This is a genomic window from Burkholderia sp. Bp9012, from assembly GCF_003853825.1.
Classification (GTDB): domain Bacteria; phylum Pseudomonadota; class Gammaproteobacteria; order Burkholderiales; family Burkholderiaceae; genus Burkholderia; species Burkholderia diffusa.
On sequence record NZ_QTQA01000017.1, the window covers coordinates 1 to 24,931 of the forward strand.

Sequence of the window (24,931 nt, forward strand, 5' to 3'; positions counted from 1 at the left end):
ACGCACACGCCGATCTCGGTGCCTTTCTCGGCGGCCAGCTGCTTGAGCCGGATCGCCGCCGACAGCCCGGCGGGGCCGCCGCCGACGATCACGACGTCGTATTCCATCGATTCGCGCGGGCCGTATTGCGCGAGCAAGTCCTGTGTGGTCAAAATCCTGTCTCCTCCTGCGCCCCGACCGTTACGGTCAGAACTGGTCTTCCGTCAACGCGAGCACGCTCTCGCTACCCTTCGCGCCGACGATCGACGCTTCGAGCCCGCCTGCCTGCACGAGAACGTGTTCCGCGTAGCATTGTGCGATCGCGATCTTCGCATCGAAGAACGCCGTGTCGCTCGCGCGGTTCGCGTGCGCCGCCAGCAGCGCGCGCGCCATCTGCCATCCGCACAGCACCACGCCGGCCAGCTTCAGGTACGGCACGCTGCCCGCGAACACCGCGTTCGGGTCCTGCTTCACGTTCGCGACCACGTAGTCGACCACCGCCGACAGCGAGCGCGCGCCTTTCTCGAGCTGCGCCCTCATCGACGCGGCCGCAGCGCCGTCCACCTTGCCGAGCGCCGCGACGGTCTCGCCGATCTCCGCGATCAGCGCCTTCGCCACCGCACCGCCGTCGCGCATCGTCTTGCGGCCCACCAGGTCGTTCGCCTGGATCGCGGTCGTGCCTTCGTAGATCGCGAGGATTCGCGCATCGCGGTAGTACTGCGCGGCGCCGGTTTCCTCGATGAAGCCCATCCCGCCATGCACCTGCACGCCCAGGCTCGCCACGTCGTTCACCATCTCCGTGCTCCAGCCCTTCACGACCGGCACCAGATATTCGTAGATTGCCTGATGACGCGTGCGCGTCGCCTCGTCCGAATGGCGGTGGGCAATGTCGCTGTGCGCGGCTGCCACGTAGGCCAGCGCCCGCGCGCCTTCGGTCAGCGCGCGCATCGTGCCGAGCATGCGGCGCACGTCCGGGTGATGGATGATCGTCACCGACTGCTTCGCCGCCCCGTCGACCGGGCGGCTCTGCACACGCTCCTTCGCGAATGCCGCGGCCTTCTGGTATGCGCGGTCGGCCACGCCGATCCCCTGCATCCCGACGCCGAAGCGCGCCGCGTTCATCATGATGAACATGTATTCGAGGCCGCGATTCTCCTCGCCGACCAGGTAGCCGATCGCGCCGCCGTGGTCGCCGTATTGCAGCACCGCGGTCGGGCTCGCCTTGATCCCGAGCTTGTGCTCGATCGACACGCAGTGCACGTCGTTGCGTGCGCCGAGCGAGCCGTCTTCGTTGACGAGGAACTTCGGCACGATGAACAGCGAAATGCCCTTCACGCCTTCCGGCGCGTTCGGCGTGCGCGCCAGCACCAGGTGGACGATGTTGTCCGCCATGTCGTGCTCGCCCCACGTGATGAAGATCTTCGTGCCGAACACCTTGTACGTGCCGTCGCCCTGCGGCTCAGCACGCGAGCGCACCAGCGCCAGGTCCGAGCCGGCCTGCGGCTCGGTCAGGTTCATCGTGCCGGTCCATTCGCCCGAGATCAGCTTCGGCACGTAGCGCTGCTTCTGTTCGTCGGTGCCGGCCGTCAGCAGCGCCTCGATCGCGCCGTCGGTGAGCAGCGGACACAGCGCGAACGACAGGTTCGACGCATTCAGCATCTCGATGCACGGCGTCGCGATCAGCTTCGGCAGCCCCTGGCCGTCATATTCGGCCGGGTGCTGCAAACCTTGCCAGCCGCCTTCGACGAACTGGCGGAACGCGGCGCCGAAGCCGGGCGTCGCCGTCACGACGCCGTCCTTCCAGCTGCTCGGGTTGCGGTCGCCCTCGACGTTCAGCGGCGCCAGCACTTCACCGCAGAATTTCGCGGATTCGTCGAGCACGGCCTGCGCGGTGTCGTAGCCGGCTTCCTCGAAGCCCGGCAACTGCGCGACGGTGTCGATGCCCGCGAGTTCCTTCAGCACGAACAGCATGTCCTTGACAGGGGCGTTATAGCTCATGGTCGATGTTCCAAATCAGGCAGTGAATGAGGCGCGCGGCCCGGGCGGCTGCAGCAAAACCGGCCAGCGCCAGGCGACGTCGTGGCCCATCGTAATGCCGTGCCGGCGGTTTTCCATTGTCATATCCGGCCCACATGGTGACAAAACCGGCCACGCGATGCGCGCGGCGATGGCGGAAACGGGCGTCCGGGTGGCGGGTTCGGATGCCGATTGCGGCACAAACGACGCGCAATCCGCGTGCCGGCCCGATGGGTTGGCTGGCGACTCGAATCGCCGGCGAAGCCGAAGACCGGGAGTTGATCATGGAAAGTCGCCGACGGTGCCTCGGGATGGACGGAAGTCGCAGCGGGCGCATGGCGGCCGGTGCCAAATCGGCCGCCCTTTTTCGCTGTCCGGGCCGGCAGGTTTCTGCGTAGACTTTCGTGTCATCAGGCCAAGCAAGCGCGGGAGCAGAGACCAGAATGAGTGTACGCCCGAAAGACATCACGGATTTCGTCCGGGTCGCCGGCGATCTGTTCGAGTCGGACAAGCTTCCACCCGCCGCGCGCGCATTCGCGCCGCAAGTATTCGCACGGCTGCAGACCCCGTCGGACAATGGAACGCGGCTCCCGGCGCGATACCCTGCATGCGAATGGCTCGACCCGGCGCTCGAGTCGGTCGCGCGCGTCAGCCCGACGTTCGCCACCGTCGCAAGGCTGATCAAGTCGCTCGAACCCGTGATCGGATGGTCGCGTCGCACGTCCGGCAAGGACGGCAGCCCGAACTACATCGACGGGCACGTGAACGGGATGATCTGCGGGCCCGGCGGCGCCGAAAGCCGTGACGACATCCAGCTCGGCTTCTCGTTGATGATGCCCGACGTCAGATATCCGGATCACGGTCACGCACCGGAGGAAGCGTACGTGCTCATGACGGCCGGCGAATTCCGGCAGCGAAACGGCACGTGGTTCGATCCCGGGATCGGCGGCGGCATCCACAATGCGCCTGGCGCCGTGCACGCGATGCGCTCCGGCCACGCGCCATTCCTCGCGATCTGGTGCCTGCTGAATTGATCCGACGACCGACGCGTGATGCCAACGGACTCGCCTGCGACAAGCAGCCGGCCATTGACCAGCCGGTCGGTCGGAATCGCCAATGGGGAGCCGGCCATGGGAACCCGCGCAGGAAGCCGGTTATGGGAAGCCCATGCAGTCCCGCCGCGCGGCTGCGCCGCACCGTGGAAGCGGTGATCCGATCCCATCGTCAACATCCATTCGGCCGACGCGATATCGCCCGCGCGTGGATAAAACGCAACAGAACACCGGAAAACGCGTTCGACGCATTTGTGTCCCCGATAGCCTCATCGTTATGCGGCATACTCTATCCGCATTCAGCGAACGGTCGTTCTATTTTTGACACAGACCGTCACGCACTCCACTAAACACGCACATGATTCTGGTACCTTGACGCACCGGCCCGAGCGCTTCGCGATGGCCATCACCGATCTATCACCCATCTTTCATACTATGACACTACAGATTGGGATTCCTCTGGAGACAGCCACTCAGGAGCGGCGCGTTGCGTCCGTCCCCGAAGTGGTCGAGAAACTGATCAAGCTGGGTTTTACGGTGGCCGTCCAAAGCGGCGCCGGGGCCGGCGCGAACTTTGGCGACGACGCGTATCGCGCGGCCGGTGCGAGCATCGCCGCCACCGCCGCCGAGCTCTGGTCCGGCAGCGATATCGTATTCAAGGTCCGCCCGCCGAGCGCCGACGAAGTGGCGCTGATGCGCGAGGGCGGCACGCTGATCGGCTTCGTGTGGCCCGCGCAGAACCCCGAGTTGATGCAGCAGCTGGCCGCGAAGCGCGCCACGGTGCTGGCGATCGATTCGCTGCCGCGCACGCTGTCGCGCGCGCAGAAGATGGACGCGCTCACGTCGATGGCCAGCATCAGCGGCTATCGCGCCGTGATCGAGGCCGCGCATGCGTTCGGCCGCTTCCTGAACGGCCAGGTCACGGCAGCCGGCAAGATCCCGCCGGCCAAAGTGTTCATCGCCGGCGCCGGCGTGGCCGGACTGGCCGCGATCGGCACCGCCGCGAGTCTCGGCGCGATCGTGCGCGCGAACGACACGCGCGCCGAGGTGGCCGATCAGGTCAAGTCGCTGGGCGGCGAGTTCGTCAAGGTCGACTACGAAGAGGAAGGCTCGGGCGGCGGCGGCTATGCGAAGGTGATGAGCGAGGGCTTCCAGCAGGCGCAGCGCGCGATGTACGCGCAGCAGGCGAAGGATGCCGACATCATCATCACCACCGCGCTGATCCCCGGCAAGCCGGCGCCGAAGCTCATCACCGCCGAGATGGTGCAGTCGATGAAGCCCGGCAGCGTGATCGTCGACATGGCTGCCGAGCAAGGCGGCAACTGCGAGCTCACCGTGCCCGGCGAGGCGGTCGTGCGCCATGGCGTGACGATCGTTGGCTACACCGATCTCGCGTCGCGCCTGTCGCGGCAGTCGTCCACGCTGTATGCGACGAACCTGCTGCGCGTGATCGAGGAGCTGTGCAAGGCCAAGGACGGCACGATCAACGTCGACTTCGACGACGACGCGATCCGAGGCCTCACCGTGATCAAGGAAGGCAACGTCACCTGGCCGCCGCCGCCGATCAAGCAGGCGGCCGTCGCGCCCAAGCCCCCGGCAGCCGCACCCGCGGCGGCCGCCCCGGCGAAGTCGAAGGGCCACGGCCACAGCGGCGAGCCGATGTCGGCCAAGGCGCTCGCGATCGTATTCGCGATCGGCGCGCTGGCATTCCTGCTGGTCGGCCAGTTCGCGCCAGCCAGCTTCCTGTCGCACTTCACGGTGTTCGTGCTCGCGTGCTTCGTCGGCTACATGGTGATCTGGAACGTCACGCCGTCGCTGCACACGCCGCTGATGAGCGTGACCAACGCGATCTCGTCGATCATCGCGATCGGCGCGCTCGTGCAGGTCGCGCCGCCCCTCGGTGAGCTGGCCAACGCCGGCGACCGCCCGTCCGGGCTGATCCTGGGCCTGGCGGTGGGCGCGCTCACGCTCACGGCCGTCAACATGTTCGGCGGCTTCGCGGTCACGCGCCGCATGCTGGCGATGTTCCGCAAATAAGGGGACGACAACAATGACTTCCAACCTGACTACCGTCTCCTATATCGGCGCCGCGATCCTGTTCATCCTGAGCCTCGGCGGCCTCGCGAACCCCGAAACCGCGCGCCGCGGCAACCTGCTCGGCATGATCGGCATGCTGATCGCCGTCCTGGCCACCGTGGCCGGTCCGCGCGTGTCGGCCGCGGGCATTCCGTACGTGATCGCCGCGCTCGTCGTCGGCGGCGCGGTCGGCCTGTACGCCGCAAAGAAAGTGCAGATGACGCAGATGCCGGAACTGGTCGCGCTGATGCACAGCCTGGTCGGCCTCGCGGCCTGCCTGGTCGGCTTCGCGAGCTACATCGACACGTCGCTGCAATTCACCGGCGCGGAGAAGGCCATTCATGAGGTCGAGATTTATGTCGGCATCCTGATCGGTGCCGTCACCTTCGCGGGCTCGATCATCGCGTTCGGCAAGCTGTCGGGCAAGATCGGCGGCAAGCCGCTGCTGCTGCCGGCGCGGCACTGGATGAACCTGGCCGCACTGCTGATCGTGATCTACTACGGCCGCGCGTTCCTGCATGCCGAGACGATCCAGGACGGCATGCTGCCGCTCGTCGTGATGACCGTGATCTCGCTGCTGTTCGGCGTGCACATGGTGATGGCGATCGGCGGCGCGGACATGCCGGTCGTGGTGTCGATGCTCAACAGCTACTCGGGGTGGGCGGCGGCGGCCACCGGCTTCATGCTCGGCAACGACCTGCTGATCGTGATCGGCGCGCTGGTGGGCTCGTCCGGTGCGATCCTGTCGTACATCATGTGCCGCGCGATGAACCGCAACTTCATCAGCGTGATCGCGGGCGGCTTCGGCAGCGGCGCGGGCGCACCGGCGGCAGCCGGCGGCGGCGCGGCGCAGCCGGCCGGCGAGGCGGTCGCGGTGAGCGCGGCGGAGACGGCCGAGCTGCTGCGCGAAGCGAAGCGCGTGATCATCGTACCCGGCTATGGGATGGCCGTTGCACAGGCCCAGCACACGGTGTTCGAGCTGACGAAGCTGCTGCGCGAGAAGGGCGTCGACGTGCGTTTTGCGATCCACCCGGTTGCGGGCCGCATGCCGGGGCACATGAACGTGCTGCTGGCCGAAGCGAAGGTGCCGTACGACATCGTGCTGGAGATGGACGAGATCAACGGCGACTTCCCCGAGGCCGACGTGTCGATGGTGATCGGCGCGAACGACATCGTGAACCCGGCCGCGCAGGACGACCCGTCGAGCCCGATCGCCGGCATGCCGGTGCTGGAAGTGTGGAAGGCGAAGACGTCGATCGTGATGAAGCGCAGCATGGCGTCCGGCTATGCGGGCGTCGACAATCCGCTGTTCTACAAGGACAACAACCGCATGTTGTTCGGCGACGCGAAGTCGATGCTCAATGAAATCTTCGGTGCACTGAAAGCCTGAGTACGGCCACGCGCGTGGAGCGGGCAGCAAGCCGCTCCAGCGCCGCGTGGCTTCGATACGCCGACACGGACGCCGAACCGGGCGACGAGCAGTTCCCCACCTGCCCTTTTCCCATTGCGCCGGTTTAGTCAGCGCTTGTGGACAACGGAGTCGAGCACGAAACTGGTCGTCATGTTTTGCACGCCGTCCAGCGCGCTGATCGTTGCCCAGATGTCGCTGATGCGCTCGTGTGTGGCCGCCTCGATCTGCACGAGCAAATCGACCTCGCCGCTGAGGACCGCGCAATCGCGCACCTCGGCGATCCGCTCGAGCGCGGCGAGCACGTCGGCGCCGCGCATCCGGTCCTTGCGATACACCAGCATCACGGCGCGCACCGGCACGACATCGTCGGGCACTGCGAGCCGCACCGTATAGCCGGCAATGATGTTCAGCGCTTCGAGCCGGTCGATCCGGTTCCGGACCGCCTGCCTGGACAGACCAATCCTGTCGGCCAATACCGCGAGCGGAATCCGCGCATCGGCACACAACGCGTCGATTATCTTCTGGTCCAGGCCGTCGATCTTCATTGTCCGAATCCGGTGTACCCGGCGCCGCGCGCATCGACCGCGTCGCGCAATGCCGCGATGTGGCCGGGGCCGATTCCGCAACACCCGCCGACAATCCGCGCGCCCAGCGCGAGCCATTGCTCTGCCCATCCTGCATAGCCGGGCGGATCGATGTCGCCGCGCAGGCCGTCGAGCTCCTCGTTCGCGCGCGCATCGGCGCGCTGAGGCGGAAACGCGTTCGCATAGGCGCCGATCACGAGCGACGTTCCCGCTCTCGCGAGCGTGCGCTGCGCCGTCTCGATCGCCGCACCCATCACTTCCGGCTGGCTGCAGTTGAACAGCAGCGCGGTCGCGCGCGCGGACACGGCGGCGTCGATCGCTTCGTCGAGCGTCTGTCCCGATCGGAGTACCGGCGTGGCGCCTGCGTCGACGTCGTCGCGCAGCGTGAACGAGACCCAGAGCGGCTTCGGATTCGCATCGAGCACACGCCGGACCGCGCCGATCTCGTCCGTCAGGCTCTGCGTCTCGGCCAGCCACAGGTCGACGTATGGATCGAGCCCATCGACGAGCGTCGCCAGGATCGCATCCGCGCGCGCTGCGTCGAACAGGTCGGGTCGATAGGAACCGCCGGTCGGCGGCAGCGATCCTGCGACGCGCACGGGCCGCCCTGCGCGGTCCGCCGCTTGCCGCGCGAGTTGCCCGGCAAGTGCCGCGAGCGCGACTCCGTCGCGACGGAACCGCTCCTCGCCGATATGGAACGGCACGACCGCATAGCTGTTCGCGGTGATCACGTCGGCACCCGCCGCGATGAATGCGTCGTGCGCAAGGCCGACGTAATCCGGTGCTTCCATCAGTGCGAGCGCCGACCATTCCGGCTGTCTGAACGGCGCGCCCATCCGCGCCAGTTCGCGGCCCATGCCGCCGTCGAGTACCGTGATGTCATGCATAGTCCGTGCTCCGTCGTTGCAATCCGCGCATCTCGTGCGCGAATCGATTCAAAGGTCGGCGCGACGCGCGTCGGGCTTCGATCGAGCGTGCGCGCGAGTCCGTGTCAGATCTGCTCCAATGCCTGCGCGATATCGCTTTTCAGGTCGTCGATGTGCTCGATGCCAACCGAATAGCGGATGAAATTGAGCGGGATGTCGGCAGCGCGCATCTGCTCCGCCGACATCGTGCCCGCCCACATGGACGCCGTATGGATCGCGAGCGAATCGACGCCGCCGAGATTGCCTGCATTCAGCGGCAAGCGCAGCGCCTCGACAAAGCGCTGCGCTTCGCCGTAGCTTCCCCGCACACCGAACGCAACCACGCCGCCGAAACCGCGCATCTGCCGGCATGCGAGCCCATGCTGCGGATGGCTGCGCAGGCCCGGATAGAACACGCGCTCGATCTTCTCGTGCGCTTCGAGGAATTCGGCGAGCGCCTGAGCGTTCGCGTTGATCCGCTCGACGCGCATCGGCAGCGTGCGCAGCCCGCGCAGCAGCAGCCACGCGTCCATCGGCGACAGCACCGCCCCGAGCGTGATGTGCGTATGCCAGATCTGCTCGGCGAGCACGCGGCTCGTGCAGATCACGCCGCCCGTCAGGTCGTGATGGCCGCCCAGATACTTGGTCGCGCTGTGCACGACGATGTCGACACCGAGCCGGTGCGGTTGCTGATTGATCGGCGACGCGAAGGTGTTGTCCGCGAGCGTGAGGATGCCGCGGGCTCTTGCGATTTCGGTCACCGCGGCGATGTCGGTCACGAGCAGCAGCGGATTGACCGGCGACTCGAGCACGATCAGCCGTGTGTTCGGCCGGATCGCGCGATCGAACGCGGACACGTCCGTCTGGTCGACGAACGTCACCTCGACGCCGAACCGGCGCAGCATGTCGTCGAGCAGCTTCGTGGTGCTCATGTAATGACGCGTCTGGCCGACCACATGATCGCCGGCCTTCACGACACTGAGGATCGCGGTCGCGATCGCGCCCATTCCGGACGCCGTGACGAGCGCGGTCTCGGTGCCCTCGAGCTCCGCCATGATCGCCTTCACGCGCTCGTGAACCGGATTGCCGTAGCGGGTGTAGTTGCGCGGATGCTGCGGCACGCTCGACATCTCCGCGAATTCCTCGCTGCCGGCTGCCTTGAATACCGCCGAATAGTGGATCGCCGGCGCGACCGACTTCTCGTCGGTCACGTCGCGGTCCGCGGCGAGCGCCAGCGTTTCAAGCTTGTATCCCATGTCGTCCTCGGATCGTTCGTTGTGTCGCGTTCATGCGGCGCCCGTCAGGCACGCACGCTGCCCAGATGGCGATTCAGCAGACCTTCGACGCGTTTGAGCGCGGTCGAAAGCACAGCCGTGATACCGACGTACACTATGCCGGCCAGCATCAGCGCGTCGGTCGTATAGGTTTCGATGGAGATGCGTCGCGCGACACCGGTCAGGTCGAGCACGGTGATCGTGCTGGCAAGCGCGGTCGACTTCAGCTGCAGCACGATCTCGTTGCCGAGCGTCGGTGCGACGATGCCGATCGCGCGCGGCACGATCACGAACCAGGTGAGCATGAAGCGGCTCATCCCGAACGCGAGCGCGGCTTCCTTCTCGCCGGCGGGGACGCCGGCGATCCCACCCCGGATGTCTTCCGCCATGTAGGCCGCGAGATTGAGCGTCAGCGCGCACAATGCACACGAGAACGATCCGCCGACCAGCAGCCACAGAGGCGACGCACGCACGATCGAGAACTGCGCGAGCCCGTAATACAGCACGAAGATCTGCACCAGCAGCGGCGTGCCGCGAAACACCGACATGAACAGGCGGCTCGGTGTCGACAACCACCGGCGCGCCGACGTGCGCGCGACAGCCAGCGGCACCGCGAGCGCGAACGCAAGGGTGCATGACAGCACCAGCAGCTCGAGCGTGATCCATATGCCGTGCGCGACGTCCGGGCCGGACTGCTCGATGAGGGAAAGAAAGTCGTTCATCACATGGCCCTCTTCAGGTGCGTTTTGCGTAACCGCGGCCCGCGATGCGCTCGAGCCACGCGAACACGGGGTTGGATGCGGCGAGAAAGCCGAAATAGACGATTCCGACCGTCACGTAGAAGACGAACGGCTGCTTGGTGAACTGCGCGGCGATGTTCGCCTTGCGCAACATGTCCTCGAGCCCGACGATCGACACCAGCGACGTGTCCTTCAGCAGGTTCTGCCACATGTTGTTCAGGCTCGGCAGGCAGATGCGCCACGCCTGCGGCAGCCGCACGTACCACAGTGTCTGCAGGCGTGTCATCCCGAACGCGCGCGCGGCCTCGATCTGTCCGGCCGGCACCGCGATGAACGCGCCGCGGAACATCTCCGACGAGTAGGCGCCGAACACCACGGCGAGCGCGATCACGCCGGCGGAGAACGGGCTGATGACAAGGGCGCCATCGAATTGCGCGTTGAGCAGATGCGACAGCCCGAAGTAGCAGATCAACAGGATCAGGAACTCGGGAATGCCGCGCAGGAAATTGGTCAGTGCATAGGTCGCATGCCTGAGCCACCCCAGGCTCGACAGTTTTGCCGACGCACCGGCGATGCCGAGCAGCATGCCGACACACAGCGCGGCGACCGCAAGCTCCAGCGTGACGAGCGCGCCAGCCGCGATCTGCGCGCCGTAGTTCATCAAGATGTCCATCGTCATGTCGCTCCGTGTAAGACGCGGATCGCGCAGGCCGCCGTCCGGCGCCCGCGCGGTGCCGATGCGCGGTTATTGCGGCGCGATGCTGAACGGGAAATAGCGCTTGTTGGCCGCGGCGAACGTGCCGTCCGCCTGCACCTGCGCGATGCCCCTGTCGAACAGCGCCTTCAACGGCGCGTCGCCCTTGCGTACCGCGATCGCGGTGCCGTCGCCGAAGATCTCCGCATCGGCGATCGGCTTGCCGACGAAGTCGAAGCCCTCCTTCCTGCCGGCCTTCGTCAGCCAGTCGTACGCAACCGTGTTGTCGGCAAACACCGCATCGACGCGCCCGGCCTCGAGATCGAGCCACGCCTCGTCGAGCGTCTGATAGACCTTCACGTTGATGCCCGACTTGCTCGCCGGCAGGCGGCGGCGCAAATAGGATTCGTGCGTCGATGCCGTCTGAACCCCGATCGTCTTGCCACGCAGCGTGGCGGCGTTGTCCGTGATGCCCGAGCCCTGCTTCGCGACGAGCTGCACGGGCGCCGTCGTGAAAATGCGCGTGAAGTCCACCGACTGCTCACGCTCCGGCGTCTTCGACATTTGCGCGAGCACCGCATCGATCTGCTTCGCCTTGAGTGCAGGAATCAGCGCGTCGAAATCCATCGTCACCCACTGGCACTTGACCTTCATCGTGTCGCACATCTTCTTGCCGATGTCGATCTCCATGCCCTGCAGCTTGCCGGATGCATCCTTGTATTCGAACGGCGCGTAATCGGCGAGCGTGCCGACCCGCACGACCTGCTCGGCATGCGCGACCGAACCGAGCAATGCCGCGCCCACGCACAGCGACTGAAGCAGCTTTTTCATGATTTCCCCCTCCGGTTGACATTGAATCCGCATCAGATGATGCTGGACAGAAACTTCTGGAAACGCGGCGATTTCTGGCTCGCGAATACCTCGTCGGGACTGCCGTCTTCCTCGATTCGTCCCTGGTGGACGAACACGACGCGGTTCGCGACTTCGCGCGCAAATCCCATCTCGTGCGTGACGACGAGCATCGTGCGTCCCTCGTCCGCCAGCGAGCGCATCACCTTCAATACTTCGCCGACGAGTTCCGGATCGAGCGCCGATGTCGGCTCGTCGAACAGCATCACGTCGGGGTCGGTCGCGAGCGCTCGTGCAATCGCGACGCGCTGCTGCTGGCCGCCTGACAGCTGGTTCGGATAGTGTTCGCACTTGCCGGCGAGCCCGACCCGTTCGAGCATCGCGATCGCCTTGTCGCGGGCGTCGCGCTTCGGCACGCCGAGCACGCGCACCGGCACGAACATCACGTTCTGCAGCACGGTCATGTGCGCCCAGAGGTTGAACTGCTGGAACACCATCGCGAGCTTGCGGCGCACGCGCATCACCTGCCGCGCGTCGGCCGCGACGAGCGCGCCGGCGCGGCCTGCCCGTTTCAGCGCGAGCGTTTCGCCATTCACGCAGATCCGGCCACGGTCGGGCATTTCCAGCAAGTTGATGCACCTGAGGAAGGTACTTTTTCCCGACCCGCTGCTGCCGAGGATCGACACGACCTCATGATTCTTCGCGGTCAGCGAGATGCCCTTCAGCACCTCGACACCGCCGAACGACTTGTGAATATCCTCGACCACCAGCGCGTCCGCCGCCGGTTTGCATGCAGGAATTGCTGCTGGCATCCTCGACTCCTTCTTCGATACGTTGCTCACACCGCTCCGGTTCGCGCCGTGCCGGCCCGCGAGGGGCCCGCGCTTGCGCATCAGCTCGACAGCCGCCGGTTGCGCCTGAAGCAGACCACCTTCGGCTGCGTCATTTCCGTCATCGCGAATCGAACGCCTTCGCGACCCAGCGACCCATGCTTGAATCCGCCGAACGGCATGCCGTCGAAGCGGTAATCGGACGAATCGTTGATCATCACGCCGCCCGCCTGCAGGCGCTCGGCCGCGCCGAGCGCCACCTCCAGGCGGTTGGTGAACACGCCTGCATGCAGGCAGCTCTCCGACGCGTTGGCCGCGTCGAGCGCCTGCTGCAGGTCGGTGAATTTCTCGATGGTCACGACCGGCGCGAATACCTCGTCGGTCCATACACGCGCGTCGTGCGGCACATCCGCGAGCACCGTCGGTTCATACAGCGCCCCGCGCCGCCGATGGCCGGTCAGCACCGTCGCACCGCCCGAGATTGCTTCGTCGACCCAGCGCTCGATGCGGATCGCCTGCTCCTCGCCGATCATCGGCCCCATGTCGGTCGCATCGTCCAGCGGATCGCCGACGACCATCCTGCCGGTCAGTTCGACGAAATAACGCACGAACGGCTCGTACGCGGCCTCGGCGACGAAGATCCGCTGCGTGCCGATGCAGTTCTGTCCCGCCGCCCAGAACGCGCCCGACACGCACGATTCGGCGGCATCCTTCAGGTCACAGTCGGCCATGACGATCACCGGCGCATTTCCGCCCAGGTCCATCGCCATCTTCTTGAGCCCCGCATCGCGCGTGATGGCCTCGCCGGTCTGCGGGCCACCGGTAAAGGTCACCATCCGGATCCGCCGGTCGCGCACCAGAGCGGACGCGATATCCGCGCCGCCGTGCACGATCTGCAGCGCGGCGCGCGGCGCACCGGCATCCCACAGAACCTCGACGAGCGCCTGTGCGGACAGCGGTGCAAGCAACGAGGGCTTCAGGATGACCGCATTGCCGGTCGCGATCGCCGGCCCGAGCTTGTGTGCGACGAGGTTCAACGGGTCGTTGAAGGGCGTGATCGCGAGAATCACGCCCAGCGGCTCCAGCGTGTAGTAGCCGCTCCGATCCTCCGAGCCGGGATACCCGTCGAACGGGATCGTCTCGCCGTTGAGTCGTTTCGCTTCCTCGCCCGACAGGCGCAGCGTGTTCACGCAGCGCGCGACTTCCTTGCGGGCCTGCCGCAGCGGCTTGCCCGCTTCGAGCGCGATCGTGCGTGCGAACGTCTCCGCTTGTGCCTCGACGCTCACGGCTGCGCGAAACAGGATGTCGGCCCGCTGGCTGCGCGGCATGGTTGCGGCCGCGCGCGCGCCGTCGAGCGCGCGCTCGACGAGGACCGGCGCCGCATCGGCTCGCGACAGACGAACCTGGCCGACGATCGAGCCGTCATACGGCGACCGAACATCGGCTACGCCGGCTGCCGTGCAGTCGCTCATCACCGCATCGCGCGCGCTCATGCCGCCACCTCGTGCGAGGCTGCGCCAATCCTGTCCGCCAGTTCGATCAGGTCGGAGAGGATCGCGAACGCCGTTTCCTCGCGGCCGGCACCCGGCCCGCTGATCGTCACGCCGCCGAGCACGTCGGTGTCGAACGTGATCGCATTCGTCACGCCGCTCGCGGCAAGCAGCGGATGGCCGGCCGGCAGCTTGCGCGGTTCGACGCTCGCGGTAACGGTGCCGTCCGGATGGCGGATGGCGGATCCGATCAACCGCCAGGACGTGCGCTCCGCCGCCGCTGCGCGCACGTCGTGCTCGGTCAGTCCCACGATGCCGCGGCACGTCACGTCGCCACGCTTGAGGCCGGCATTCCACAGTGCGTTCGCCAGAATGACGACCTTCAGCTGTACGTCCGAACCGTTGACGTCGGCCGCCGGGTTCGCCTCCGCATAGCCGCGCTGCTGCGCATCCCGGATCGCCGCATCGAAGCTCGCGCCGGCCTCGACCTCACCGAGCACGTAATTCGACGTGCCGTTCAGGATGCCGGCGAAGCCGTGGATGTCGCAGCCGCGCAGCGAGGTCGCGAGCTGCCGCAGCACCGGCGTGCCGCTCATTACCGTGCCCTCGTACATCACACAAGCACCCGATTGCGAGGCGATCCGCGCCAGCGCCGGCTGCGCGAGCGCGATCGGCCCCTTGTTGGTCGTGATTACGTGCTTGCCGCATTCGAGCGCGGTACGGCAATGCGACAGCGCGGGCTCACCGGTGTTCGGATCGGTGAAGGTCGCCTCGATGACGACATCCACGTGTTCCGACGCGATGGCCTTCAGCACCGCGCCGAGGCTGACGTCCGGCGACACCAGCGTGCCGGGATCGCGACGCAACGCTTCGGCATCGACACCCCGCCGAGCGGTTTCGTCGAGGACGTCCAGCGCGATACCGCGAGGATTCGTCGCGATCCCGAGCCGCAGGTCGGCGACCGTCGTCACCGATACGTCGAGTCCCGCCGCACCCAGCATCGCACGCTTCTTTTTGAGCAAATCGACCAGTCCCTGATTGACTCCGCCGAAACCGACCAGTGCCAGTTTGAGTTCCATCTTGATCTTCTCCTGTTCATTGACGACACGACACAGGTTAGTTATGCGAATCGATTTTCAAATTAGGCGTTTCGCCCGATTCAAGTCATCATCCGTTGCGGTTTGTCATGCGGGACGGACGGATCGCCCGTCCCGCGCGAAACAAGTACGTCAGGTGGCCGGCGGTTCGTCGTCGCCGTCCTTGTCGACCGGCACGAACAGCCCGACCTTGACCGCGCTCAGCACGACATTCGTGTTGATCCGGCGGATCATCGGATTGCTCTGCATGATCCGCGCGGACAGCCGGTCGTACGCCTCGACGTCGTGCGCGGTGATGATCGCGATCAGGTCAACGGAGCCGGTCACGTAGTAGATCTGCTGGATTTCGTCATGCGCCTTCGACCACTCGCGGAACCTGGCGACCGTCTCGTAGTTTTCGCGTTCGATCTCGATTGCCGCGATGAACGTCATCGGCCTGCCGACCGCCGCGCGATCGACCACCGCGATTTCCGCCGAAATGATCTTTTCGGTGCGCATGCGCTTCAGCCGCTTTTGCACGGCCGACGTGGACAGGCCGATTCGTTCGGCAATGGCATCCGCAGTCGCGGTGCAATCGCGCTGGACGATATTCAGGATCTTGCGGTCGAAGGAGTCGAGTGCGTCGGTCATGGCGTGGCCTGCCGGAGAACGGGTGCTTGCGTCAAAGATAGAAAGGGCGCGCCGATCTTAGCCCGACCAGATGCCGGACACGGTCGAACGCGGTGACGAGCGTTTCGCGCCACTGCGCCGCCGGCCCGCAGATACGTACCGGTGCGAAATGGATCGTATCCACGCCCGCAGGAATTCGGAACGGACGCTCGATGCCATCGTCCGATTCGGTCACGAGTGCAGTGCCGTCGACTTCGGTCAGGCTCATCATCAGATGGGCGGATGCGGTCGCACCGAGCAGGTCGCGCAGAGGCGGCTCGTTCGCGGACAACTGTTCGAGCAGCGGCAACTCGTACGCGCCGGGCCACCAGGTGTCGTGCTCGTCGAGCCACGGGCCGACGCCCGGCATGCCGACCATCTCGAGGACCCGGTCCGCACCGAGATGCGCATAGGCGCGACACCGGCCGGCCCCGTCGGTCGAAGCGCGCGCCAGCCAGCCGCCGGCGCTCGGGACTGGGTTCGTCAACACGACGTTCGCAGGCTTCAGTCGACCGAGCACTTCAGCCGCGCTTGCAGCGGACTGGCGCCCTTCGCAGGACTGCTGCGCGTGCTCCGGGACGATCCTGCACACCCACTTGGGACCATCCTGCAAGGCGGCCGGAACGTCGCCGGCCCGGACTTGAGCGGTTCGCCTGCGGGCGTGTTCAACGATGACGATTGGCGTGTCCGGCATACAACTCTCTCGTGCTTGCGGGGCCGCGTCGCAGCGATGCTGGCGCGCTTCATGGTTTGGCCGACGATGTTGGGGCTGGAGAAATCATATCGCCTCGATGCGACTAAAAAAATCTCAACCGCATCAAACATCGACGCAAAACGTCGAAAAACACCGCTTGACGGACGTTTCGCATCCAGCCAGACGCCGGCCAGTCCGGCGTCCCTCGCGAACACCAAAGCCGCAGGTCACTGCGATGCACCGAACAGTTGAATCACGACGCCGCGCAGCCACCGGTTGCCTGCCTCATGGTGATATCGCGCATGCCAATGCTGCCGTACCGCAAACCCGTCGACCGGGATCGGACACGCATGAACCGCCAGATCACTCGCCTGAGCCAGTGTCTGGCCGATATGCCGGGGTAGCGTCGTGATCAGGTCGGTCGTCTGGACGATCGCACCCAGACCCAGAAAACCCGGCAACTCCAGCACGACGTCTCGCTCGATGCGCGCCTGCCGCAGCGCCTGTTCGAGGAGTTGCGCCCCGGTTCCCGCGGTGATGGCGACATGTCCTTCGGAACGATACTGCTTGGCCCCGAGGCGGCCGCGAATCCTCGGATGATGCCGGTTGGCCAGACATACCCAGTCCTGGTCGTACAGCTTCTGCTGATAGATGCCGCCACCCAGCCACGGCACATAGCCGATCGCGAGATCGGCTTCGCCGGATTCGAGCGCGCGTTCCGTATTGCCGTCGATCCGTGCGACTTCCAGCCGGACGCCGGGCGCCTGCGCCCGGACATGGGCCAGTAGCCTTGGAAGCAGCGTGATGTGGCTCGCGTCGGTCATGCAGATACGAAAGCGTCGCTGGGCCGTCGCTGGATCGAACGCGATCTCCCATGCGGTGAAGCGCCGAAGCGATTCGAGAATTTCCCGGCATGGCCCGATCAGCGCGTCGGCTTGCGGTGTCGGCGCCATGCCGCCGGGTGTCCGGATGAAGAGCGGATCGTGCAGGTGTTCCCTCAAGTGCCCGAGCCAGATGCTGACCGTCGGCTGGCTCTGGCCCAGTTGCTCGGCGACGCGCGTGACGCTGCGCACGTCGTACAGGAGATCGAAAAGCTGAAGCAGCTTCAGGTCGGGCAGGTCGGCGGGCATCGTGGCGTTATTGTCCATGGCAATGATGCCATTGTATCCATTGCATTGTCGGCATGAGCGGCGACTCCTATCGTGATGCCTTACGTCAAGGAGAAGCCATTGAAAATAGCAATTCTGGGCGCTGGCGCGCTGGGCTGCGCGATCGGCGCCACCCTTACCCAAGGCGGCCACGAGACCTGGCTGATCGACCGCTCGCCTGCACACGTCGATGCGATGCGCCGTGACGGCCTGCGCGTCGACGACGCGGGCGGCACCCGCCACGTACGCGTCCACGCGACGACTCAGGCTGACGATGTCGGCGTGGCCGACCTGGTGGTGGTGCTGGTCAAGTCGTTCCAAACCGACGCGGCCATCCGCGGCGCCCAATCGCTGGTGGGGCCGGATACCGCCGTGCTGTCGCTGCAGAACGGCCTCGGACACGAGGACATCCTGATCGACGTCGTCGGCCGCGAGCGCGTGCTCGCGGGCAAGACCTACGTCGGCGGCGTGCTGCGCGGCGCGGGCCATATCGAATCCGGCGTGATCGGCAAATACACCTATATCGGCGAACTCGACGGCCGCATCACGCCGCGCGTGCAGGCAATCGCCGCCGCGTTCGATGCCGCCGGCCTCGCCACGACGATCAGCGACAACATCGTCGGCACGATGTGGGACAAGCTGCTGGTGAATGTCGCGACGGGTGCGCTGACCGGCCTTACCGGCCTCACCTACGGGCAGCTTTACGATGAGCCGCTGCTGAAGGCGACGTCGCTTGCAGCCGTGGCCGAGGCGATCTCGGCGGCGCAGGCGGCCGGCGTCAAGCTGTCGATGACCGATCCGGAACAGGCCTGGACGCTCGCCGCCGAGGGGCTCCCCGCGACCTTCAAGACGTCGATGCTGCAAAGCCTGGAGAAGGGCTCGATCACCGAAATCGACTTCATCAACGGTTCGGTCGTGCGCTGGGGGCAGCGCTACGGCGTGCCGACCCCGGTCAATGCAACGCTCGTCGCCTGCATCAAGGGGCTGGAACGCGCGATGGCCGATCGCCAACGGCAGGAGACCGCCGCATGAATGCCACGAAAGCCTATCTCGAACACGTTGCGATCTGGGTGAAGGACATCCGCTGGCACATCCGCTTCTTCGAGGAAGTGCTCGGCATGACCCTGCGCGAAGTGGACGGCACGCTCGACGCGCCGCGGCAGTACTGGACGCTCGGCGGCCTGCAGTTCATCCACGCGCCGGAACACGATGGCCCGGAAGGCCGGCTCGCGCATCTCGGCGTGATGTGCGAAGACCTGGAAGCCGCGCTGGCCCAGGCACAACGGTTCGGCGTGTCGGAGATGCCGCAAGGGCGGAACTGGCTTCGCCTGCCCGACGGGCTCGCCGTCGAACTGATCCAGGCCCGGCCGGCTTCCTGCGTCGCGCAGGCACTGGCCATCAACCCGCGCGCGGAGGCATGACCATGACGATCGTCGAGAAATACTGGGACGACGCCCGCGAGGGTGACACGTGCACGAGCCCGAGCTACATCGTGACCAAGGAACGCATTCTCGCGTACGCCGACCTCACCGGCGACCATACGCCCGTCCACGTGGACGAGGAATACGCCAACGCGAGCCATTTCGGGTGCCTCGTCGCGCACGGGCTGTTCGGCTTGTCCATCGCCGACGGCCTGAAGACGCAGAGCGACTATCGCTTTCTGCCAGGCATGTCGCTCGGCTGGAGCTGGGATTTCCTGCTGCCGATCAAGGTCGGCGACGTGCTGCACGTGAAGTTCCGCGTCGGCTCGATGCGGGCCAGCAAGAGTCGCCCGGATTGGGGCATCGTCGTGCTGCCGTCGGAGCTGATCAATCAGGACGGTCAGGTCGTTCAACGCGGCGAGCATCGCCTGATGGTGCCGCGCCGCCCGGAGGCACTGTAATGCAGGCTCGCCCACTCGAAGGTATTCGCGTCGTCGACTACAGCCACTTCCTTGCCGGTCCGTATGTCGGGCGCTGTCTCGCGGCGCTCGGCGCCGAAGTCATCAAGGTCGAGCGCCCCGGATCGGGCGACGCCGGACGCCAGCACGCGACCGTGCTCGACGACCAGCAAAGCGGCTACTTCCTGCAGCTCAACATGGGCAAGCGCGGCGTGAGCGTCAACATGAAGGACGCGCGCGGCAAGGCGTTCATGCAGCGGCTGTGCGACTCCGCCGACGTGTTCATCGAGAACTATCGGCCGGGTGCACTGGACAAGCTCGGGCTCGGCTTTCCGGAATTGTCGGCGCGCAATCCGGGCCTCGTCTACTGTTCGATTTCGGCGTACGGGCACACCGGTCCGGACACGCATCGCGCAGGCTTCGGGCTGATCGCGGAAGCCAGGAGCGGAATCATGCAGATGGTGGGCATGCCGGGCGAGCGGCCGCCGCTGCTGCGCATCTCGCTCGGCGACATGTACACCGGCATTCATGCGGTCGCGGCCATCAACGCCGCGCTGCTGGGGCGCGTGAAGAGCGGCCGCGGGCAACACATCGACATGGCGCTGTACGACACGCTGGTATCGATGCACGAATATGCGGTGCAGTGCTACACGCTGCAGGGCGTGCTGCCCGAGCAGACCGGGCACGACATGCCGACCTCGACACTCTATGGCGTGTTCCGTGCCGCGGACGGCGATCTCGTGATCGCCGCACAAGTCGACGACGCGTGGAAACGCTTCGCCGGGCTGATCGCGACGCACGGCGGCCCGTCGGACTTCGGCGCCGACACACGGTTTCACGACAGCACCGGGCGCAACGCGCACCGCGCGGAGATTCTGTCGGTGGTCGAGCCGTGGGTGGCCGAGCGTTCCGTCGCGTCGGTGCTCGAACTGCTCGACGGCATCGACGTTCCGTGCGCGAAGGTGCAGCGCATCGACGAGGTATTGAACGATCCGCAGATCCAGGCGAGAGGCATGGTCGTCGAGCAACAGCATCCGCGCTACGGGACGCTGCGCCTGCCCAACCTGCCGTTCCGGTTTTCCGATTGCGATACGACGATTCGCGACGTCGCGCCCGATCTCGGGCAGCACAACGCGGAAGTCGCGCGCTCCCTCGGATTCGATTCGGCCGAAATCGACGCGATGCAGGCCGACGGCGTCCTCTATTCAAAAGCGAGCCAATGATGACCGACCCATACGCGGTGATCGGCAATCCGATCGGGCACACGAAATCCCCACTGATTCACGGCCTCTTCGCGCAGCAGACGCGTCAGGACATCAGCTATACGCCCATCGAGGGGCCCGTCGAGCCGGCAGGCGCTTTCGCAGCCGCGGTTCGTGCCTTTTTCGAAGGCGGCGGCAAGGGCATCAACGTCACTGCGCCGTTCAAGCTCGACGCGTTCGCGATGTCGGACGAACGCAGCGAGCGGGCGCAGCTCGCGGGCGCGGCCAACGCGCTCAAGTTCGACGGCGGCCGCATCCTGGCCGACAACTTCGACGGCATCGGCCTGGTTCGCGATATCGAGGTGAACCTCAATCTGCCGATGGCCGGCAAGCGTGTCCTGGTGCTCGGTGCGGGCGGCGCGGCACGCGGCGCGCTTTTGCCGTTCCTCGAAGCCGGACCGGCTGAACTGGTCATCGCGAATCGCAACGTCGACAAGGCGCGAGCCTTGGTCGCGCAGGTTGCCGGACGCGGTCCGCTCGTTGCCGGCGGCTACGCAGACCTCGCACGGATGGGGCGTTTCGACCTGGTCGTCAATGCGACGTCGGCGAGCCTGACCGGCGACCTGCCGCCGGTCCCGCCGAGCGTGTTCAGTCCGACCGGCACCGCCTACGAACTTGCATACGGCAAGCGTCTGACGCCGTTTCTGCGGCTCGCGAAAAACGCAGGCGTACACGGAATTGCGGATGGTGTCGGCATGCTGGTCGAGCAGGCGGCCGAAGCGTTTGCATGGTGGCGCGGCGTACGCCCCGAGACCAGCGCGGTGATCGATCGGCTGGCCGTGCCCTTTGATTGAACACGCGATGGAGATTCGCATGAAGAAGATCCTGATGCTGCACGGCATCAATCACAACATGTTCGGCAAGCGCGACCCCGCACAGTACGGGACGATCACGCTCGCGCAGATCGATGCACGGCTGCAAGGGTTGGCGGAGGAACTGGGTGTACAGGTGGAATCGTTCCAGACGAACGGCGAAGGCGCGATGTGCGAGCGCATTCATCGCGCTTTCGAGGAACGCCAGGATGCGGTGCTGATCAACGCCGGGGCATGGACGCATTACAGCTACGGCATTCGCGATGCCCTTGCCATCCTCACGCGCTCGCCCTGTCCGTCGAATTCGTCGAGCGCGACGCGACGCCGCTCGCTCGTGACGGCGAACGACGCGATGTGGACGATCTTCGCGATGCGCCATTCCCGATACAAAAAGCGCAACAGCATGCCGCACGCATGATGACGCGTGACGACGGGGAGCCGTCCATGGGAGCGCGCGAAGGATGCCGGTTATGGGAGCGGGATTGAAATCGGGTTCGAAAAAACCGCACTACGTGCGCCGCCGGTAAGTCCCCGGCGTGCTGCCCGTCCAGTGGCGGAACGCGCGATGGAACGCGCTCGGATCGTCGAAGCCGATATCGGCGCCGATCGCGGCGATCGTGTCGAGCGTATCGGTGAGCCGCTGGATCGCGATGTCGCGCCGCAGTTCATCCTTGAGCGCCTGGAACGTCGTGCCTTCCGAGGCCAGGTGGCGGCTCAGCGTGCGCACCGAACAATGCAGATGCTCGGCCGCCTGGTCGATCACCGGCAGGTCGGGCAGCGCCGCTGACAGGTATTGCCGCACGCGATGGCACACGAGCTGTTCGCTGAACGATTCGAAGATCCAGTCGCCGGGCGCGCGCGCGAGGAACTTGCGCAGGTTGCGCTTGCTCTGCCGGATCGGTGCGTCGAGGTAGTCGGCGCTGAAGCGCATCAACGTGCGTTCGCAATCGAACTGCACGGAACCGGTGAAGAAGTACAGGTGCTCGACCGCATGGCGCGGCCGCGGGCACGCGAACTCGATCTTCAGCAGCGGGATCTTCTGCCCGATCAGCCAGGAACACACGCCGTGCACGAGCTTGAGCATCAATTCCTGGCCGAGCGCGCCGATCGGGCCGACGGCCGGGTTCGGCCGCAGCAGCACCTGCGCGACGAGGCCGTCGCGCTTCGATTCGACGAAGAAGTCGTCGAGCAGGATATGGAAGAACTGGCCGAAACGGTGCAGCGCCGTTTCGAGGTTGCGCGCATCGAGCAGGCTCAGGCACAGGTACTTCAGCGTGCCGCCGCGCAGCGGGCGCGAGAAGATGCCGGGCATCTCGTCGTCGAGGTCGATCGCGAGCGTGCGGTACAGCGTCGAGAACTGCTCTTCCGTCACGCGCGCATGCGGCTCGCCGAGCAGCTCGAGCGGGATGCCGGCCCCGCGCAGGTAGCGCTCGACCACATCGCGCCGCGCGCCGGCGCTCGCCAGAAAACCGTTGACGAGCGAGATCGGCACCGTCGCGCTCGGCGACGGCAGCGCCTGCCCGGGCCGGGCGGAAGGTGAGTCTGAACCGGTCATCGCGTCCCCGTCGGTCGAACCGCTCGCATTGTACTTGAGCGGCCCGGACCGGGCCTTCGGGGCCTTCGGGGCTTTCGGCGTGCCGGCCCGCGCGCCGACGGGCGCGCGGCGCTTCGGCGCCATCAGTCGGCGCGGCTGAGTTCCCGGCGCAGGATCTTGCCGACCGTCGACTTCGGCAGCCGATCGACCAGGCGGATCAGCTTCGGCACCTTGTAGGCCGCGAGGTTCGCGCGGCAATGCGCGACGATCTCCGCTTCGGTAACGGCCGCATCCGGCGCAAGCACCACGAACAGCTTGACGGCCTCGCCCGTGCGCTCGTCGGGCACGCCGATACAGGCGCATTCGGCCACGCCCGCCAGCGACGTGGCCGCAGCTTCCACCTCGTTCGGGTACACGTTGAAGCCGGACACGATGATCATGTCCTTCTTGCGGTCGACGATCTTCAGGAAGCCGGCCGCGTCGAACACGCCGATGTCGCCGGTGCGGAAGTAGCCGTCCGCGGTGAACGCGGCCGCGTTCGCTTCCGGCTTCTGCCAGTAGCCGCCCATCACCTGCGGCCCCTGCACGCAGATCTCGCCCGCTTCGCCGATCGCCACCTCGCGATCCTGGTCGTCGAGCAGCTTCACGTCGGTTGATGGCAGCGGCAAGCCCGTCGTGCCCGTGAACGCGTCGATCGACTGCGGATTGAACGTGACCACCGGCGACGTTTCCGACAGCCCATACCCTTCGCGGATGAAGTTGCCCGTCACCGCCTTCCAGCGCGCGGAGATCACGTCGATCACCGCCGCGCCGCCGCCGGCCGACAGCTTCAGCCGCGACCAGTCCACTTCCTTCAGCCGCGGATGGCCCGCGAGCCCCGCATACAGCGTGTTGACGCCGACGAACACCGACGGCCGCGCCGCCTTCAGCACGTCGATGAAGCCGTCCATGTCGCGCGGGTTCGCGACGAGCCAGTTCTCCGCGCCGATCGCGAAGTAGGACAGGAAGTTCACGGTCAGCGCGAAGATGTGATACAGCGGGATCGCCGTGACGACGACCTCCTCGCCCGGCTGACGCGCGGCAGGTACGATCGCCGCGAACTGCTCGATGTTCGCGACGAGGTTGCGGTGCGACAGCGCGGCACCCTTCGACAGCCCGGTCGTGCCGCCCGTGTACTGCAGCAGCAGCAGATCGGCGCCGCCGAGCGCGACCGGCTCGAAGGCGAGCGATTCGCCGGCGGCGATCGCGTCCGCGAGCGGGATCGAGCCGGGCGGCAGCGCGTCGCACGCGCCGGCCGGCGCATCGACGACGCCAAGATCGCCGCGCCCGACGCTCAGCACGGTTCGCATGCGCGTCTTGCCGACCACGTCGGCGAACGTGCCCATCGATCCGCCGCACACCACGGCCACTTCGACGCCCGCGTCGTTCAGCTGGTGTTCGAGCTCGTGCGCGGTGTAGAACGGATTCACGTTGACCTGGATCGCGCCGATCCGCGCGAGCGCGACGAACGTCACCGGAAACGCGAGCACGTTGGGCAGCATCACGGCCACGCGGTCGCCTTTGCGCACGCCCACGACCTGCTGCAGGTATGCGGCGAGCGCGGCCGACAGGCGGTCGACGTCGGCGTAGGTCAGCGTGCGGCCGAATGCACGGAACGCGGGGCGATCGGCAAAGCGGCGCATCGCGTCGTCCAGCAGCGCGGTTACGGAAGGATGGCGATCGGCATCGATCTCGGCGGGGATCGAGCCGTACGAGCCGATCCAGTGTCTCTTCGTCATGTCCTGCTCCTCGGGGGACGGCGCCAGGCAGCGCCGTTCGCACGGCGGCCCGCGCACCGGATGCGCATGGGCCGTCGCCTGACCGACGACTATCGCCCGCCAACGGTGCTTTGAAAATGATCCGGGCGGTCGAAAAGATGATCGAAACGGACACGCGGGCGCGCGGCGCACCGCCAGCC

General features: G+C 66.3%; 26 protein-coding genes. 9 read left to right on the top strand and 17 right to left on the bottom strand.

All coding sequences use genetic code 11. The annotated features are described in order from the left end of the window. From DIE11_RS22480 to DIE11_RS22490, 3 genes are all read right to left on the bottom strand, one after another. Window positions 1–152 (bottom strand): FAD-dependent oxidoreductase (locus tag DIE11_RS22480; RefSeq protein WP_124627112.1); only part of this gene is annotated, 152 nt, incomplete at its 3' end. A 34-nt stretch (window positions 153–186) separates the two neighbouring features. Continuing rightward, complete coding sequence (locus DIE11_RS22485) at window positions 187–1,977, bottom strand: acyl-CoA dehydrogenase (RefSeq protein WP_124627114.1); 1,791 nt, start codon at window positions 1,975–1,977, stop codon at window positions 187–189. Beyond that, window positions 1,967–2,281 (bottom strand): hypothetical protein, encoded by a 315-nt coding sequence (locus DIE11_RS22490; protein WP_124627116.1) that lies wholly within the window; start codon window positions 2,279–2,281, stop codon window positions 1,967–1,969. The genes DIE11_RS22485 and DIE11_RS22490 overlap by 11 nt, the downstream gene beginning before the upstream one ends. 157 nt (window positions 2,282–2,438) lie before the next feature. On the opposite strand from DIE11_RS22490, the gene DIE11_RS22495 reads away from it, so the two are divergent. From DIE11_RS22495 to pntB, 3 genes are all read left to right on the top strand, one after another. Next, window positions 2,439–3,029: a dimethylsulfoniopropionate lyase gene (locus DIE11_RS22495; RefSeq protein ID WP_124627118.1), complete on the top strand. Its 591-nt coding sequence runs from the start codon at window positions 2,439–2,441 to the stop codon at window positions 3,027–3,029. A 453-nt stretch (window positions 3,030–3,482) separates the two neighbouring features. Next, window positions 3,483–5,084, top strand: a complete 1,602-nt coding sequence (locus tag DIE11_RS22500) for a Re/Si-specific NAD(P)(+) transhydrogenase subunit alpha (protein WP_124627336.1) — start codon at window positions 3,483–3,485, stop codon at window positions 5,082–5,084. 13 nt (window positions 5,085–5,097) lie between these two features. Next, window positions 5,098–6,513 carry a Re/Si-specific NAD(P)(+) transhydrogenase subunit beta gene (gene pntB / locus DIE11_RS22505; RefSeq protein ID WP_124627120.1) on the top strand — a complete coding sequence of 472 codons (1,416 nt, stop codon included), beginning with the start codon at window positions 5,098–5,100 and terminating at the stop codon, window positions 6,511–6,513. Window positions 6,514–6,641: 128 nt separating this feature from the next. Here the strand turns inward: pntB and DIE11_RS22510 are convergent, their stop codons facing one another. The 12 genes from DIE11_RS22510 to DIE11_RS22565 form a co-directional block, all read right to left on the bottom strand. Continuing rightward, window positions 6,642–7,079 carry an Lrp/AsnC family transcriptional regulator gene (locus DIE11_RS22510; RefSeq protein WP_124627122.1) on the bottom strand — a complete coding sequence of 146 codons (438 nt, stop codon included), beginning with the start codon at window positions 7,077–7,079 and terminating at the stop codon, window positions 6,642–6,644. Beyond that, complete coding sequence (locus tag DIE11_RS22515) at window positions 7,076–8,005, bottom strand: homocysteine S-methyltransferase family protein (protein ID WP_124627124.1); 930 nt, start codon at window positions 8,003–8,005, stop codon at window positions 7,076–7,078. Before DIE11_RS22515 ends, DIE11_RS22510 begins: the two co-directional genes overlap by 4 nt. A 104-nt stretch (window positions 8,006–8,109) precedes the next feature. Then, complete coding sequence (locus DIE11_RS22520) at window positions 8,110–9,279, bottom strand: PLP-dependent aspartate aminotransferase family protein (protein WP_124627126.1); 1,170 nt, start codon at window positions 9,277–9,279, stop codon at window positions 8,110–8,112. A 44-nt stretch (window positions 9,280–9,323) separates the two neighbouring features. Further along, window positions 9,324–10,019, bottom strand: a complete 696-nt coding sequence (locus DIE11_RS22525; RefSeq protein WP_124627128.1) for an ABC transporter permease — start codon at window positions 10,017–10,019, stop codon at window positions 9,324–9,326. 13 nt (window positions 10,020–10,032) lie between these two features. Next, complete coding sequence (locus DIE11_RS22530) at window positions 10,033–10,716, bottom strand: ABC transporter permease (protein ID WP_260437157.1); 684 nt, start codon at window positions 10,714–10,716, stop codon at window positions 10,033–10,035. 66 nt (window positions 10,717–10,782) lie between these two features. Further along, window positions 10,783–11,562, bottom strand: a complete 780-nt coding sequence (locus DIE11_RS22535) for a transporter substrate-binding domain-containing protein (protein ID WP_124627130.1) — start codon at window positions 11,560–11,562, stop codon at window positions 10,783–10,785. A 32-nt stretch (window positions 11,563–11,594) separates the two neighbouring features. After that, window positions 11,595–12,392, bottom strand: a complete 798-nt coding sequence (locus DIE11_RS22540; RefSeq protein ID WP_124627132.1) for an ABC transporter ATP-binding protein — start codon at window positions 12,390–12,392, stop codon at window positions 11,595–11,597. Window positions 12,393–12,472: 80 nt separating this feature from the next. Further along, on the bottom strand, window positions 12,473–13,903 hold the full coding sequence (locus DIE11_RS22545) for an aldehyde dehydrogenase family protein (RefSeq protein WP_124627134.1): 1,431 nt from the start codon (window positions 13,901–13,903) through the stop codon (window positions 12,473–12,475). After that, the gene (locus DIE11_RS22550) at window positions 13,900–14,979 is read right to left on the bottom strand and encodes a homoserine dehydrogenase (protein ID WP_124627136.1); all 1,080 of its coding nucleotides are present in this window, start codon (window positions 14,977–14,979) and stop codon (window positions 13,900–13,902) included. Before DIE11_RS22550 ends, DIE11_RS22545 begins: the two co-directional genes overlap by 4 nt. A 150-nt stretch (window positions 14,980–15,129) precedes the next feature. Continuing rightward, complete coding sequence (locus DIE11_RS22555; protein ID WP_048021211.1) at window positions 15,130–15,627, bottom strand: Lrp/AsnC family transcriptional regulator; 498 nt, start codon at window positions 15,625–15,627, stop codon at window positions 15,130–15,132. 31 nt (window positions 15,628–15,658) lie between these two features. Beyond that, window positions 15,659–16,339, bottom strand: coding sequence for a hypothetical protein (locus DIE11_RS22560; RefSeq protein ID WP_124627138.1), 681 nt, complete (start codon window positions 16,337–16,339; stop codon window positions 15,659–15,661). A 227-nt stretch (window positions 16,340–16,566) separates the two neighbouring features. Next, the gene (locus tag DIE11_RS22565; RefSeq protein ID WP_124627339.1) at window positions 16,567–17,487 is read right to left on the bottom strand and encodes a LysR family transcriptional regulator; all 921 of its coding nucleotides are present in this window, start codon (window positions 17,485–17,487) and stop codon (window positions 16,567–16,569) included. 81 nt (window positions 17,488–17,568) lie between these two features. Here DIE11_RS22565 and DIE11_RS22570 point away from each other — a divergent pair, with 81 nt between their 5' ends. From DIE11_RS22570 to DIE11_RS22595, 6 genes are read left to right on the top strand one after another with little or no spacing between them, the layout of a single operon-like run. Then, on the top strand, window positions 17,569–18,519 hold the full coding sequence (locus DIE11_RS22570; RefSeq protein WP_124627139.1) for a ketopantoate reductase family protein: 951 nt from the start codon (window positions 17,569–17,571) through the stop codon (window positions 18,517–18,519). Continuing rightward, complete coding sequence (locus tag DIE11_RS22575) at window positions 18,516–18,908, top strand: VOC family protein (RefSeq protein WP_124627141.1); 393 nt, start codon at window positions 18,516–18,518, stop codon at window positions 18,906–18,908. Before DIE11_RS22570 ends, DIE11_RS22575 begins: the two co-directional genes overlap by 4 nt. 2 nt (window positions 18,909–18,910) lie before the next feature. Continuing rightward, the gene (locus DIE11_RS22580; protein WP_059606268.1) at window positions 18,911–19,369 is read left to right on the top strand and encodes a MaoC family dehydratase; all 459 of its coding nucleotides are present in this window, start codon (window positions 18,911–18,913) and stop codon (window positions 19,367–19,369) included. After that, window positions 19,369–20,589, top strand: a complete 1,221-nt coding sequence (locus tag DIE11_RS22585; protein WP_124627143.1) for a CaiB/BaiF CoA-transferase family protein — start codon at window positions 19,369–19,371, stop codon at window positions 20,587–20,589. The genes DIE11_RS22580 and DIE11_RS22585 overlap by 1 nt, the downstream gene beginning before the upstream one ends. Continuing rightward, window positions 20,589–21,422, top strand: coding sequence for a shikimate dehydrogenase (aroE, locus tag DIE11_RS22590; protein ID WP_124627145.1), 834 nt, complete (start codon window positions 20,589–20,591; stop codon window positions 21,420–21,422). The genes DIE11_RS22585 and aroE overlap by 1 nt, the downstream gene beginning before the upstream one ends. A 19-nt stretch (window positions 21,423–21,441) precedes the next feature. Next, entirely contained in the window at window positions 21,442–21,858 is a 417-nt protein-coding gene (locus DIE11_RS22595) for a type II 3-dehydroquinate dehydratase (protein ID WP_260437158.1), read from the top strand. Between the two features lie 90 nt (window positions 21,859–21,948). Here the strand turns inward: DIE11_RS22595 and DIE11_RS22600 are convergent, their stop codons facing one another. Together DIE11_RS22600 and DIE11_RS22605 are read right to left on the bottom strand one after the other, a co-directional pair. Continuing rightward, on the bottom strand, window positions 21,949–23,118 hold the full coding sequence (locus tag DIE11_RS22600) for an AraC family transcriptional regulator (RefSeq protein WP_124627147.1): 1,170 nt from the start codon (window positions 23,116–23,118) through the stop codon (window positions 21,949–21,951). After that, window positions 23,118–24,752 carry an AMP-binding protein gene (locus DIE11_RS22605; RefSeq protein ID WP_124627149.1) on the bottom strand — a complete coding sequence of 545 codons (1,635 nt, stop codon included), beginning with the start codon at window positions 24,750–24,752 and terminating at the stop codon, window positions 23,118–23,120. Before DIE11_RS22605 ends, DIE11_RS22600 begins: the two co-directional genes overlap by 1 nt. Between the last annotated feature and the right edge of the window lie 179 nt (window positions 24,753–24,931).

Coding starts and splice junctions, on each gene's coding strand:
- DIE11_RS22485 (WP_124627114.1), bottom strand. CDS start 1,977: ATGAGCTATAACGCCCCTGTCAAGGACATGCTGTTCGTGCTGAAGGAA.
- DIE11_RS22490 (WP_124627116.1), bottom strand. CDS start 2,281: ATGATCAACTCCCGGTCTTCGGCTTCGCCGGCGATTCGAGTCGCCAGC.
- DIE11_RS22495 (WP_124627118.1), top strand. CDS start 2,439: ATGAGTGTACGCCCGAAAGACATCACGGATTTCGTCCGGGTCGCCGGC.
- DIE11_RS22500 (WP_124627336.1), top strand. CDS start 3,483: ATGACACTACAGATTGGGATTCCTCTGGAGACAGCCACTCAGGAGCGG.
- pntB (WP_124627120.1), top strand. CDS start 5,098: ATGACTTCCAACCTGACTACCGTCTCCTATATCGGCGCCGCGATCCTG.
- DIE11_RS22510 (WP_124627122.1), bottom strand. CDS start 7,079: ATGAAGATCGACGGCCTGGACCAGAAGATAATCGACGCGTTGTGTGCC.
- DIE11_RS22515 (WP_124627124.1), bottom strand. CDS start 8,005: ATGCATGACATCACGGTACTCGACGGCGGCATGGGCCGCGAACTGGCG.
- DIE11_RS22520 (WP_124627126.1), bottom strand. CDS start 9,279: ATGGGATACAAGCTTGAAACGCTGGCGCTCGCCGCGGACCGCGACGTG.
- DIE11_RS22525 (WP_124627128.1), bottom strand. CDS start 10,019: ATGAACGACTTTCTTTCCCTCATCGAGCAGTCCGGCCCGGACGTCGCG.
- DIE11_RS22530 (WP_260437157.1), bottom strand. CDS start 10,716: ATGACGATGGACATCTTGATGAACTACGGCGCGCAGATCGCGGCTGGC.
- DIE11_RS22535 (WP_124627130.1), bottom strand. CDS start 11,562: ATGAAAAAGCTGCTTCAGTCGCTGTGCGTGGGCGCGGCATTGCTCGGT.
- DIE11_RS22540 (WP_124627132.1), bottom strand. CDS start 12,392: ATGCCAGCAGCAATTCCTGCATGCAAACCGGCGGCGGACGCGCTGGTG.
- DIE11_RS22545 (WP_124627134.1), bottom strand. CDS start 13,903: ATGAGCGCGCGCGATGCGGTGATGAGCGACTGCACGGCAGCCGGCGTA.
- DIE11_RS22550 (WP_124627136.1), bottom strand. CDS start 14,979: ATGGAACTCAAACTGGCACTGGTCGGTTTCGGCGGAGTCAATCAGGGA.
- DIE11_RS22555 (WP_048021211.1), bottom strand. CDS start 15,627: ATGACCGACGCACTCGACTCCTTCGACCGCAAGATCCTGAATATCGTC.
- DIE11_RS22560 (WP_124627138.1), bottom strand. CDS start 16,339: ATGCCGGACACGCCAATCGTCATCGTTGAACACGCCCGCAGGCGAACC.
- DIE11_RS22565 (WP_124627339.1), bottom strand. CDS start 17,487: ATGGACAATAACGCCACGATGCCCGCCGACCTGCCCGACCTGAAGCTG.
- DIE11_RS22575 (WP_124627141.1), top strand. CDS start 18,516: ATGAATGCCACGAAAGCCTATCTCGAACACGTTGCGATCTGGGTGAAG.
- DIE11_RS22580 (WP_059606268.1), top strand. CDS start 18,911: ATGACGATCGTCGAGAAATACTGGGACGACGCCCGCGAGGGTGACACG.
- DIE11_RS22585 (WP_124627143.1), top strand. CDS start 19,369: ATGCAGGCTCGCCCACTCGAAGGTATTCGCGTCGTCGACTACAGCCAC.
- aroE (WP_124627145.1), top strand. CDS start 20,589: ATGACCGACCCATACGCGGTGATCGGCAATCCGATCGGGCACACGAAA.
- DIE11_RS22595 (WP_260437158.1), top strand. CDS start 21,442: ATGAAGAAGATCCTGATGCTGCACGGCATCAATCACAACATGTTCGGC.
- DIE11_RS22600 (WP_124627147.1), bottom strand. CDS start 23,118: ATGGCGCCGAAGCGCCGCGCGCCCGTCGGCGCGCGGGCCGGCACGCCG.
- DIE11_RS22605 (WP_124627149.1), bottom strand. CDS start 24,752: ATGACGAAGAGACACTGGATCGGCTCGTACGGCTCGATCCCCGCCGAG.